The sequence below is a fragment of the Fulvimonas yonginensis genome (assembly GCF_037137055.1).
Classification (GTDB): domain Bacteria; phylum Pseudomonadota; class Gammaproteobacteria; order Xanthomonadales; family Rhodanobacteraceae; genus Frateuria_A; species Frateuria_A yonginensis.
Genome location: NZ_JBBBNY010000008.1, coordinates 115,377 through 126,518, shown reverse-complemented (window position 1 = coordinate 126,518; position 11,142 = coordinate 115,377). Strand labels below are relative to the sequence as shown.

The following is an 11,142-nucleotide window of genomic DNA, read 5'->3' as shown; positions in this document are numbered from 1 at the left end:
GCGCGGCCGGCTCCACCGCGATGGCTGCGGTGACCACCGGCAGGGTGTTCGGCAAGGCGCCGGCGGGAGCCTCGGTACGGGTCAGCAGCCCCGAGTACGGCATCCGGCGCGGGATCCCGGTGAATGCCTCGGGCCGCTACGAGGTCACCTGGTTGCCGATCGGCGTCTACACCGTCGAGGTGGTCGACGGCGGCCAGCCCGTCGCCAAGCACCCGAGCGTGCAGGTCTTCGTGGACCGCGGCTCCAGGGTGGATTTCGATTGCGCACCGGGTCAGTGCCCGGAGATGGCGGCCAGGTAGGCGGGCAGCGCGCTCGACTCGGAACGGAGCGCCGTGCGGCTTCGCGCACGGTCGTCGCGAGGTCAGCCTGAGGGAAGCCCGGCGCCGGGCGTCCGTGAGGACAGGTCGCTGCAAGATGACTTCTGACCCATCGGCAAGCGCTACGTGTCGGATACGCTAGATGCGGTCATCCGGAGACGCCCCAGTCCGCCGGATGCCGCGGATGGTTCTCCGCCCGGCGTGCAGTCCGACGCCCGGCGGGCGGAACCTTCCCCTGATCCATGGGCATACACGCCAAACCCCTGGCGGCCCGTGGCTCTCCCACATCGAACCCAAGAAGAAGGTACATCCCATGAAGAAGTTCCACTCGATGGTCGCGGCCATTGCCGTCTGCGGGCTGCTCGGTTCCGCCGCGGTCCACGCACAGGCCACGGCGGGCGAAGTGTTCGGCAAGGCGCCGGCAGGCGACACGGTCACCGCCAAGAGCACGACCAACGGCACCATGCGCGAGGTCCAGGTGGATGCCAAGGGCCGCTACTCGATCAGGGCACTGCCGGTCGGCGTCTACACCGTGACGCTGTCGGAGAACGGCCAGCCGGTGGCCAAGCACCCGAACGTGCCGGTCATCGTCGGCCGCGGCATCCAGGTCAACTTCGACGGGCAGGCCGCTGGCATGGGCCAGCAGTAAGCACCGCCATCGGCCGCCAAGGCGGCCGATGGCGGTTGAAGAAGCCCGGCACCGCGAGGTGCCGGGCTTTTTTTGCGCACTTCGGTGACGAAGCTTCACCGACGGCAAACGCAAAGCGGCGCCTGAAGCGCCGCTTTGTCGGCCCACAGCAAGACGCCGGTCAGAGCGCTTCGAATACGCCCGCCGCGCCCATGCCGGTGCCGATGCACATGGTCACCATGCCGTACTTCTGCTTGTGCCGGCGCAGGCCGTGCACCAGCGTGGCGACGCGGATGGCGCCGGTGGCGCCGAGCGGGTGGCCGAGCGCGATGGCGCCGCCGAGCGGGTTGACCTTGGCCGGGTCGAGCTCGAGGTCCTTCATCACGGCCAGCGCCTGCGCGGCGAAGGCCTCGTTGAGCTCGATCCAGTCGAGCTGGTCGCGGCGGATGCCGGTGCGCTGGAGCGCAAGTGGAATCGCTTCCTTCGGGCCGATGCCCATCACCTCCGGCGGCACGCCGGCGACCGCGTAGCCGACGAAGCGGGCCAGCGGCTGCAGGTTGTAATCCTTCACCGCCTTTTCGCTGGCCAGCAGCACCGCGCCGGCGCCGTCGGACATCTGGCTCGAGTTGCCGGCGGTGACGGTGCCACCGAACTGGCCGTTGCGGAAGACGGGTTTCAACTTGGCCAGCACCTCCGGCGTGCTGCCCGGGCGCGGGCCTTCGTCCTGGCTGATGACGCGGCTGTCGGTGACGATCGTGTCGTTGGCGAGGTCGGGGTAGTGGTCGTCGAGCTGGAACGGGGTGATCTCGTCCTTGAACTCGCCGGCGGCCTGGGCCGCGAGTGCACGCTCGTGGCTGCGCGCGGCGAAGGCGTCCTGCTCCTCGCGGCTGACCTTCCACTGCTTGGCGACGTTCTCGGCGGTGATGCCCATGCCGTAGGCGATGCCGACGTTTTCGTCCTGGAAGATCGCCGGGTTCATGGCCACCTTGTGGCCCATCATCGGCACCATGCTCATGCTTTCGGTGCCGCCGGCGATCATCAGGTCGGCCTCGCCCAGGCGGATCGCGTCGGCAGCGTACGCCACGGCCTGCAGGCCCGACGAGCAGAAGCGGTTGATGGTGACGCCCGGCACCGTGTGCGGCAGGCCGGCCAGCAGCACGCCGATGCGCGCCACGTTCATGCCTTGCTCGGCCTCGGGCATGGCGCAGCCGATCACCACGTCGCCGATGCGGTGCGGGTCGATGCCCGGCGCCTGCGCCATCACGGCGCGGATCACGTGGGCGAGCAGGTCGTCCGGGCGGGTGTGCTTGAAGACGCCGCGCGGCGCCTTGCCGACCGGCGTGCGGGTGGCGGCGACGATGTAGGCGTCCTGGATGTGCTTGGTCATCGTTTGGCTCCGTCGCGTCGCGCCGGATGGGCGGCGACGCGTGTGGTTGCGTTCGTGGGCGGTGGCGCGGATCAGTTGCGCAGCGGCTTGCCCGTGGTCATGGTGTGGGCGATGCGAGCCTGGGTCTTTTCGGTCCTGGCCAGCTCCACGAAGTGCTTGCGCTCGAGCTTGAGCAGCCAGGCCTCGTCGACCAGCGAGCCGCGCTCGATGCCGCCGCCGCACAGCGTGTCGGCGATGCGGCCGGCGATCGCCACGTCGTGCTCGGAGGCGAAGTAGCCAGCCTGCAGGTTGACCAACGAGGCCTTGAAGGTGGCCGTGCCGGTGTCGCCCGCGACAGGAATCGCGCGGGCAGGCAGCGGCGGGCGCCAGCCGCTTTCGGCCAGGGCCGAGGCGACCTGCCGGGCGACGTAGAGCAGCTCGTAGGCGTTGAACACCACCACGTCGGACTCGCGCAGCAGGCCGAGCTGCTTCGCTTCCAGGGCACTGCCCGACACCTTGGCCATCGCCACGGTCTCGAACACCTTCTTCAATGCCTCGAACGGATCGGCCGGGTTGGTGTAGGCCGCGCGCACGGCCAGCTCCTTCAGGCCGCCGCCGGCGGGCAGCAGGCCCACGCCCGCCTCGACCAGACCGATGTAGCTCTCCAGGGCGGCGACGGTGCGGGCCGAGTGCATCTGGAATTCGCAACCGCCACCCAGGCACAGGCCGCGCACGGCGGCGACCACGGGAACGAGCGCGTGCTTGATCCGCATGCTGGTGCGCTGGAAGTTCCCCACCATGGCCTCGAAGGCATCGAACTTGCCGTCCTTCAAGAGGCCCAGCGCGCCCTTGAGGTCGGCGCCGGCGGAGAACGGCTCGCCGGTCTGCCAGATCACTATCGCCTTGAGCTTTTCCTCCGCCACGCCGATGGCGTGCTGGATGCCGTCGAGCACCTGGTCGTTGACCGTGTTCATCTTGGTCTTGAACGAGAGGATGCCCACGCCGTCGTCGCCGAGCGTCCACAGGCGCACGCCGTCGTTCTCCCACACGGTGGTGCCCTGGTCGAAGCTCTCGCCCAGGATCGCGTCGGGGAAGAGCTGGCGCGCGTAGACCGCGTGCGTGGAGCGCGGCTTGTCGGTGTTCGACGCGGCCGAGTAGGAGCCGGCCTTTCCGTGCACGCCGTTGCGTCCGTCGGTGACCCAGGCGGGCAACGGGGCGTCGCTCATCGCCTTGCCAGCCTGGATGTCCTCGGCGATCCAGCCGGCGACCTGCTGCCAGCCGGCGGCCTGCCAGGTCTCGAACGGGCCCAGTTTCCAGCCGTAGCCCCAGCGGATGGCGAAGTCGACGTCGCGCGCGGTGTCGGCGATGTCGGCCAGGTGGTAGGCGGTGTAGTGGAAGAGGTCGCGGAAGATCGCCCACAGGAACTGCGCCTGCGGGTCGCTCGAGGCGCGCAGCCTGGCGAACTTCTCGGCCGGATCCTTGATCGCCAGGATGGCGGCGACTTCATCCGACGCTTGTTGGGAGGCGGGTTGGTAGTCGGGCTCTTGTGAGGAGTCCGGCCATGGATGGCCGGGGTTTTGCGCAGGACTGCGCAACACGAGAATTTCCTTGCCGACCTTCTTGTAGAAGCCGGCGCCGGTCTTCTGGCCGAGCGCGCCGGCATCGATCAGGCCCTGCAGCACGGCAGGCGTCTTGAAGTACGTGTGCCAGGGATCGTCGGCCAGGGTGTCGCCCATGGTCTTGATCACGTGCGCCATGGTGTCCAGGCCCACCACGTCGGCCGTGCGGTAGGTGGCGCTCTTGGGACGGCCGATGGCCGGGCCGGTCAGCGCGTCGACCGTGTCGAAGCCGAGCTTGAACTGTTCGGTGTGGTGCATGGTGGCCAGCATCGAGAACACGCCGATGCGGTTGCCGATGAAGTTCGGCGTGTCCTTGGCGATCACCACGCCCTTGCCGACCGTCGTGGTCAGGAACGCCACCAGACCATCGATGACCGAGGCGTCGGTGAGCCGGGTCGGGATCAGTTCGACCAGGTGCATGTAGCGCGGCGGGTTGAAGAAGTGCACGCCGCAGAAGCGGTGACGCATCTCCTCGGGCAACGCCTCGGCCAGGGTGTTGATCGACAGGCCCGAGGTGTTGGAGGCGATGACGGCGGTCTTCGACAGGTGGGAGGCGATCTTGCGGTAGAGATCCAGCTTCCAGTCCATCCGCTCGGCGATCGCCTCGATGACCAGGTCGACCTCCTTCAGGTGGTCGAGATCCTCGTCGTAGTTGGCCGGGATGATGGCGGATGCCAGCTCCTTGTCCGCCAGCGGCGCGGGCGAGAGCTTTTTCAGGTTCTCGATGGCCTTGATGGCGATGCCACTCTTGGACCCCTCCCTGGCGGGCAGGTCGAACAGCACGGTCTCGACGCCGGCGTTGGTCAGGTGCGCGGCGATCTGCGCGCCCATGACGCCGGCGCCCAGGACCGCGGCCTTGCGGATGCGTAGCGCGGGATTGGCGGTCATTGCTCTCTCCAGAACGGACAGGAAAAGGGAAACGCTGCGGCCACGCGGCCGGTCGTGGCTCGAAGCTCAGGGATGGCTGAGGCCCGCCGCGGCGAAGCGGATCAGGTGGGCGATGGTCTGCTCGCGATGGGCGGTCTCGCTCACGCCGCTCTTGCGCTGGATCATGCCGAAGCCGGACATGGCGTGAGTCAGCGCGCCGGTGACCAGGTCGATGCGCCAGTACAGCTCCTCGCGCGACAGGTGCGGCAGCAGCCGGGCGAACTCGGCGGTGAACTGGCGCATGACGTGGCCGTAGTTCTCGGACAGGAACTGGCGCAGGTGATCGTCGTGCTCGGCGAAGGCGCGCGCCAGCACGCGCATGAACAGGGAACCGCTGCCGTCGCTGGAGAGCGCCAGGGCAGGGCGGATGAAGGCGTCGAGCACGTCTTCGAGGGTGGTCTGCGGCTGGCCGGCGACCTTGGACAGCGCGGCCAGTCGGTGTGCGTTCAGGGTATCCAGGCGGCGGCGGAACACTTCCTCCACCAGCTTGTCCTTGGAACCGAAGTGGTAGTTCACCGCGGCGAGGTTGACCCCGGCGGCCGCCGTCAGCTGGCGCAACGATGCGCCATCGAAGCCGCGCTGGGCGAACAGCAACTCGGCGGCGGTGAGGATGCGTTCCTTGGTGGAGGCGGAACTGTTCACGCGGACCTCGGCGCGGCGGCCAGGAATCAAACGATCGTTTGAGCATACGCGCGGGGCTCTCGACCCGTCAAACGGCCGTTTGCTTTCACGATCAGTCCGCTTGCGATCGGGCTAGAATCTGTCAAACTTTCGTGAGCTAAATCCGCATTTCGTGTCGGATTTGGCTCTACATTGATCGGCAAGCCTGCCGATAGCCCACTCAGATACCAGTTTTCCGGAGCAGACCATGGCGCTGGAGCGCACCCTTTCCATCATCAAGCCCGATGCCGTCGCCAAGAACGTGATCGGCCAGATCTATACCCGATTCGAGCAGGCCGGCCTGAAGGTCGTCGCGGCGAAGATGAAGCAGCTGTCGCGCAAGGAAGCCGAGGGCTTCTACGCGGTGCACAAGGAGCGCCCGTTCTTCAACGCGCTGGTCGAGTTCATGATCTCCGGCCCGGTGATGATCCAGGTGCTGCAGGGCGAGGGCGCCATCGCCAGGAACCGCGAACTGATGGGCGCCACCAACCCCAAGGACGCCGCGCCGGGCACGATTCGCGCGGATTTCGCCGACTCGATCGACGCCAACGCGGTGCACGGCTCCGACGCCGCCGAAACCGCCAGGATGGAGATCGCCTACTTCTTCGCGGAGACGGAAGTCTCCCCCAGGTAACGTTGAGCGCCCATCGCGGCGCGAAGGTCGAAAGCGGTCCTCCAGAACCGCGCTTTCCAGATGAACCAGGTAGCTGCCACCACCGACAAGGTCAACCTGCTCGACTTCGATCGTCAGGGGCTCCGTGATTTCTTCGCCCAGCTGGGCGAGAAGCCCTATCGCGCCGAGCAGGTGATGAAGTGGATCTACCACCGCCTGGAAGATGATTTCGGCAAGATGACCGACGTGGGCAAGGCGCTGCGCGCCAAGCTCGAGGCCACGTGCTACGTCGGCCCCCCGAAGACGCTGTTCGACAAGGCCGCCGCCGACGGCACGCACAAGTGGCTGCTCGGCATGGACGGCGGCAACGCCGTCGAGGCGGTCTACATTCCCGAGCCCACGCGCGGCACGCTGTGCGTGTCCTCGCAGGTGGGCTGCGGCCTCAACTGCCAGTTCTGCTCGACCGCCACGCAGGGCTTCAACCGCAACCTCGCCGCCTCCGAAGTGATCGGGCAGATGTGGGTGGCGGCCAAGCACCTGGGCAACGTCACGCACCAGAACCGCCGCATCACCAACGTGGTGATGATGGGCATGGGCGAGCCGCTGCTGAACTTCGACAACGTGGTCACGGCGATGAGCCTGATGCGCGACGACCTGGGCTTCGGCCTGGCGTCCAAGCGCGTGACGCTCTCCACCGCGGGCCTGGTGCCGATGATCGACAAGCTGTCCGAGGCGATCGACGTGTCGCTGGCGGTCTCGCTGCACGCGGCCAACGACGAGCTGCGCACGGAGCTCGTGCCGCTCAACAAGCGCTACCCGATCGCCGAGCTGATGGGCGCGTGCCTGCGCTGGATCGAGCGCAGGCCGCGCACCTCGATCACCTTCGAATACACGCTGATGAGGGGCGTGAACGACCAGCCGGAGCACGCCAAGCAGCTGATCAAGCTGATGCGCAAGCTTCCCACCGGCAGCGCCAAGGTCAACCTGATCCCGTTCAACCCCTTCCCGGGCACGCGCTTCGAGCGCTCGGACGCCGACACCATCCGCGCGTTCCAGACCCAGCTGCTCAACGCGAACATCCTCACCATGCTGCGCCGCACGCGCGGCGACGACATCGACGCCGCCTGCGGCCAGCTCAAGGGCCAGGTGCTCGACCGCACCCGCCGGCAGGCCGAGTTCCGCAAACGACTGGGCGAAGGAGTGGCGCATGCGTCTTGATCGCTGGATGGGGGCAGCGCTCGCGCTGGCATTGGCCGGATGCGTCACCACGAGCACCGACGACGGGCTCGGCGGCCGGCTGTCGCAGAACAACAAGGGCCAGGAGGCCGAGGACGCCGCCCGCATCCACACCGAGCTGGGCCAGCAGTACATGGCCAACGGCGACCTGAAGACGGCCATGGAGAAGCTCACCAAGGCCCTGCAGTTCGACGACAACTACGCCCCGGCGCACACGGTGATGGCCGTCCTGGACGAGCGCATCAACCGGCCCGAGCAGGCCGAGCAGCACTACCGCCGCGCGGTACAGCTGGAGCCGGACAAGGGCGGCCCGAACAACAACCTGGGTACCTTCCTGTGCCGCATCGGCAAGGGAGCCGAGGCGATCGGTTACTTCCAGAAGGCGCTCAAGGACCCGTTCTACACGACCCCGGACGTGGCCCTGACCAACGAGGGCATCTGCCAGCTGCGCATGAACGACCGCGCCGGCGCCGAGGCGAGCCTGCGCAAGGCGCTCAGCGCGAACCCGCAGAACGGCGACGCGCTGCTGCACCTGGCCCGGGTGCTCTACCTGGACAACGACGCGTTCCGTGCGCGGGCCTTCATCCAGCGCTTCGAGGCGCTGGGCCAGCCCAGCGCGGAGGCCCTCAAGCTCGGCTACGACATCGAAACCCGCCTGGGCAACACGGACGCTGCCCAGAACTACCGCAGGCGACTGCAGAGCCAGTTCCCGGACTCGGAACAGGCTCGCGCCCTCGACGCACCCGTCAGCCCATGACCCACCAGCAGTCCAATCCAGCCGGATCCACCCACCGCGCGATTGACCTGTTCGCCTACGCGGCGACGATGGATGGCCAGTCGTTCGAGCAGACCAGTTTCGGCGGCCGCCTGCGCGCCGCCCGCGAAGCCCGCGGCTGGGACATCGAAACCTGCGCCCACGCGCTCAAGTTGCCGGCACGCGTGCTGCGCCAGCTGGAAAGCGACCAGCGCGAAGGCATCGACTACGCCGTCTACCTTGCCAGCTACATCACCAAGTACGCCCGCCACCTGGGCCTGGACGAGGCGTCGATCCAGACCGAGCTCGCCGGCCTCAAGCGCACCACGCCCACGCTCGTGGCGACCGGCGGCATCTCGCACTCGCGCTACCTGCTCGAGCGCTACGCCACCGCCGCCACCTACGTGGTACTGACCGCGGTGATCGTGGTGCCGATGATCTGGCTCGGCGTGCGCGGCACGCTGGACCGCGACATGAGCCATCTCTCGCCGCTCGACGCCACCCCGGTCGCGCAGCAGGAGGCGCCGGCCCACGCCACCAGCAGCGCCGTTGCGGCTTCGGCCACGTCCGCTGCCAAGCCCGCCGCCGCGCCCGCGGAGGAGCAGCCGCTGATGGCCTCGATGGCACCGTTCCCGGGGCTGGAAAGCGCGAATCTCGCCGCTTCGCGGCCGGCGCCCGCCGCCTCCGTGCCGGCACCGCTCGCCGGTGGCCACAGCCTCAGCCTGAAGCTGGACGAAGCCAGTTGGGTCGAGGTGGTGGCCGCGGATGGCTCGCGCCTGGAGTACGGCCTGCTGCCCGCCGGTACGGCCCGCAGCTGGCAGAGCGACCAGCCGCTCGACGTGCGCATCGGCAACGCCAGCGGTGCGCGGGTGACCATCGACGGCCAGCCGGTTTCGCTGGACGCGTTCCGTCGCGCCAACGTCGCCCATTTCCGCGTTCACGACGGCAAGCCCGCACCCGCGGGCGCCTGATCCGGCCTACCTCGGCCCGGCGTGCCGGCCGCCCGCGTGGGCGGCGCATCGGGTATGCTTGCGCATTGGCCGGCGTCGTTCGCGCGCGGCCTTGGGCTTTTCCATTTCACTCCGCTCGCGCCCGGCCGGCCTCCCGCGTCGCCGCGGTGCACGCCTCCCACGGATATCTGCATGGCATTCGACGCATACGACGAGTACGAACAGGGCGAACGCGTACAGCAATGGCTGCGCCAGAACGGCCTGTCCATCGCCATCGGCATCGTCATCGGCCTGGTCGCGATCTTCGGCTGGCAGCAGTGGCGCAACCACCAGGCGACGCGCGCGCTGGAGGCCGCCAACCTCTACCAGCAACTGGAGACCGCGGTCGCTGCGGGCAAGGACTCGCAGATCGACCCGCTCGTCGAACGCCTGCAGAAGGACTATGCGAACTCGCCATACGCGGTGTTCGCCGCCAGCGACCGCGCCCAGCGCCAGGTCGAGGCCAACCAGCTGGACAAGGCGCTGGCCTCGCTGCAGTGGGCGCGCGAGCACGTGGGCGACAACGCGCTCAAGCCGCTGATCGAGCTGCGCTTCGCCAAGGTGCAGCTGGCGGCCGGCAAGGCCGGCGAGGCGCTGGCCACGCTCGATGCCGCGAACGCCAAGGGTTACGAGGCGCTGCGCGAGGAACTACGTGGCGACGCGCTGGTCAAGCTTGGTCGCGCGGACGACGCGCGCAAGGCCTACCAGGCGGCGCTGGCCGCGATGGGTGAAGACGCGCCGCAGCGCGCCGCCTTGCAACTCAAACTCGACGATCTGGCCGTGGCCGGGAAGCAGGGTGCATGAAATTCGTGGGCATGAAGCGGGTTGTGTTGATCGCGGTGGCGGGCCTGGTCGCGCTGGCCGGTTGCCATAACGCCAAGAAGGAGAACGTCCAGCCGCCGACGCCGCTGGACAAGGATTTCAAGCCGACCGTGCAGGTCACCCGCCTGTGGCGCGAGAGCGTCGGCGACGGCGCGATGGACACCGGCGTGCGGCTGCGTCCGACCGTGGTCGACGGGGTGCTCTACGCTGACAGCAGCGACGGCAAGCTGGTCGCGCTCGACGCCAACACCGGCAAGACGATCTGGTCCAGGAGCTCGCGCACCCACGGCTGGTTCGGCTGGGGCGACAAGAAGCGCAAGGACGCCTTCTATGCCGGCGGCCCGGCGGTCAGCGGCGACCTGCTCGCCGTCGGCACGCTGGACGGCCACGTCTACGGCATCAACGCGAAGGACGGCAGCCCGCGCTGGGAGGCCACGCTCAAGTCCGAGGTGCTCGCCTCGCCGGTGATCGTGGGTGACCTGGTGGTGGTGCGCACCGGCGACGGGCGCGTCTACGGCCTGGACGCCGGCAGCGGCGAGCGTCGCTGGGTCTACGACCAGTCCAGCGTGCCGCTGCTCAGCCTGCGCGGCAACGGGCCGCTGCTGGTCGCCAACGGCGTGGTGTTCTTCGGCAGCGACGGCGGCCGCCTGGTCGCGCTGCGCCTGGACAACGGCGAGAAGCTGTGGGAGCAGCGCCTGGCCAGCGGCGAGGGCCGCACCGAGATCGAACAGCTCGACGACGCCGATGGCGCGATCCTGCTGGACGGCCGCACGCTCTACGGCGCCGCCTACCATGGCAACCTGCTGGCGGTGGACGGCCCCAGCGGCCGACCGCTGTGGACGCATCCGTTCTCCACCTACGTCTCGCCGGCGGTGCACGGCAACGCGCTGTACGGCGTGGACGACGATTCGCAGGTGTGGTCGTTCGACAAGAACACCGGCGCCGAGGGCTGGAAGAACGACAAGCTCAAGTACCGCTGGCTGAGCGGGCCGGCGGTGCAGGGCGACTACGTGGTGGTCGGCGACGTCGAGGGCTACGTGCACTGGCTGCAGACCGCCGACGGTGCGCTGGCCGCCCGCGTGCGTCTGTCGAAGAAGCCGATCCGCGCCCAGCCGCTGGTGGTGGGCGACATCGTGTACGTCGAGGACGTGGAAGGCCGCATCGGCGCCTACCGCCTCGGCGGCGCGCGCTGAGCGCCTGCAAGGAAAGAT

Annotated in this window: 11 protein-coding genes; 8 read left to right on the top strand and 3 right to left on the bottom strand. The window is 68.6% G+C overall.

Translation table 11 applies throughout. The annotated features are described in order from the left end of the window. The first annotated feature begins 20 nt into the window (after positions 1–20). Both WAT24_RS11850 and WAT24_RS11845 read left to right on the top strand, forming a co-directional pair. The gene (locus WAT24_RS11850) at positions 21–299 is read left to right on the top strand and encodes a carboxypeptidase-like regulatory domain-containing protein (RefSeq protein ID WP_336808084.1); all 279 of its coding nucleotides are present in this window, start codon (positions 21–23) and stop codon (positions 297–299) included. Positions 300–630: 331 nt separating this feature from the next. After that, a complete protein-coding gene (locus WAT24_RS11845; protein ID WP_336808083.1) occupies positions 631–966 on the top strand; it encodes a carboxypeptidase-like regulatory domain-containing protein in 336 nt (111 codons plus the stop codon). Positions 967–1,126: 160 nt separating this feature from the next. Here WAT24_RS11845 and WAT24_RS11840 read toward each other — a convergent pair whose 3' ends face one another. From WAT24_RS11840 to WAT24_RS11830, 3 genes are all read right to left on the bottom strand, one after another. Then, entirely contained in the window at positions 1,127–2,332 is a 1,206-nt protein-coding gene (locus WAT24_RS11840; protein ID WP_336808082.1) for an acetyl-CoA C-acyltransferase, read from the bottom strand. A 71-nt stretch (positions 2,333–2,403) separates the two neighbouring features. Further along, positions 2,404–4,818, bottom strand: coding sequence for a 3-hydroxyacyl-CoA dehydrogenase/enoyl-CoA hydratase family protein (locus WAT24_RS11835; RefSeq protein ID WP_336808081.1), 2,415 nt, complete (start codon positions 4,816–4,818; stop codon positions 2,404–2,406). Positions 4,819–4,884: 66 nt separating this feature from the next. Continuing rightward, positions 4,885–5,499, bottom strand: a complete 615-nt coding sequence (locus tag WAT24_RS11830) for a TetR/AcrR family transcriptional regulator (RefSeq protein ID WP_336808080.1) — start codon at positions 5,497–5,499, stop codon at positions 4,885–4,887. Positions 5,500–5,725: 226 nt separating this feature from the next. On the opposite strand from WAT24_RS11830, the gene ndk reads away from it, so the two are divergent. The 6 genes from ndk to bamB all read left to right on the top strand — a co-directional run bounded on the left by ndk (position 5,726) and on the right by bamB (position 11,124). After that, positions 5,726–6,151: a nucleoside-diphosphate kinase gene (ndk, locus tag WAT24_RS11825; protein ID WP_336808079.1), complete on the top strand. Its 426-nt coding sequence runs from the start codon at positions 5,726–5,728 to the stop codon at positions 6,149–6,151. A gap of 60 nt (positions 6,152–6,211) precedes the next feature. Then, positions 6,212–7,348: a dual-specificity RNA methyltransferase RlmN gene (gene rlmN / locus WAT24_RS11820; RefSeq protein ID WP_336808078.1), complete on the top strand. Its 1,137-nt coding sequence runs from the start codon at positions 6,212–6,214 to the stop codon at positions 7,346–7,348. Then, positions 7,338–8,123 (top strand): type IV pilus biogenesis/stability protein PilW, encoded by a 786-nt coding sequence (pilW, locus tag WAT24_RS11815; protein ID WP_336808077.1) that lies wholly within the window; start codon positions 7,338–7,340, stop codon positions 8,121–8,123. Before rlmN ends, pilW begins: the two co-directional genes overlap by 11 nt. Further along, entirely contained in the window at positions 8,120–9,091 is a 972-nt protein-coding gene (locus WAT24_RS11810) for a helix-turn-helix domain-containing protein (protein WP_336808076.1), read from the top strand. Before pilW ends, WAT24_RS11810 begins: the two co-directional genes overlap by 4 nt. A 171-nt stretch (positions 9,092–9,262) precedes the next feature. After that, the gene (locus WAT24_RS11805; protein ID WP_336808075.1) at positions 9,263–9,913 is read left to right on the top strand and encodes a YfgM family protein; all 651 of its coding nucleotides are present in this window, start codon (positions 9,263–9,265) and stop codon (positions 9,911–9,913) included. Then, on the top strand, positions 9,910–11,124 hold the full coding sequence (gene bamB, locus WAT24_RS11800) for an outer membrane protein assembly factor BamB (protein ID WP_336808074.1): 1,215 nt from the start codon (positions 9,910–9,912) through the stop codon (positions 11,122–11,124). The genes WAT24_RS11805 and bamB overlap by 4 nt, the downstream gene beginning before the upstream one ends. The last annotated feature ends 18 nt before the right edge of the window (positions 11,125–11,142 follow it).

What these genes read in the sequence shown, in the direction of transcription:
- WAT24_RS11850 (WP_336808084.1), top strand. Translation starts at nt 21, where the DNA reads ATGGCTGCGGTGACCACCGGCAGGGTGTTCGGCAAGGCGCCGGCGGGA.
- WAT24_RS11845 (WP_336808083.1), top strand. Translation starts at nt 631, where the DNA reads ATGAAGAAGTTCCACTCGATGGTCGCGGCCATTGCCGTCTGCGGGCTG.
- WAT24_RS11840 (WP_336808082.1), bottom strand. Translation starts at nt 2,332, where the DNA reads ATGACCAAGCACATCCAGGACGCCTACATCGTCGCCGCCACCCGCACG.
- WAT24_RS11835 (WP_336808081.1), bottom strand. Translation starts at nt 4,818, where the DNA reads ATGACCGCCAATCCCGCGCTACGCATCCGCAAGGCCGCGGTCCTGGGC.
- ndk (WP_336808079.1), top strand. Translation starts at nt 5,726, where the DNA reads ATGGCGCTGGAGCGCACCCTTTCCATCATCAAGCCCGATGCCGTCGCC.
- rlmN (WP_336808078.1), top strand. Translation starts at nt 6,212, where the DNA reads ATGAACCAGGTAGCTGCCACCACCGACAAGGTCAACCTGCTCGACTTC.
- pilW (WP_336808077.1), top strand. Translation starts at nt 7,338, where the DNA reads ATGCGTCTTGATCGCTGGATGGGGGCAGCGCTCGCGCTGGCATTGGCC.
- WAT24_RS11810 (WP_336808076.1), top strand. Translation starts at nt 8,120, where the DNA reads ATGACCCACCAGCAGTCCAATCCAGCCGGATCCACCCACCGCGCGATT.
- WAT24_RS11805 (WP_336808075.1), top strand. Translation starts at nt 9,263, where the DNA reads ATGGCATTCGACGCATACGACGAGTACGAACAGGGCGAACGCGTACAG.
- bamB (WP_336808074.1), top strand. Translation starts at nt 9,910, where the DNA reads ATGAAATTCGTGGGCATGAAGCGGGTTGTGTTGATCGCGGTGGCGGGC.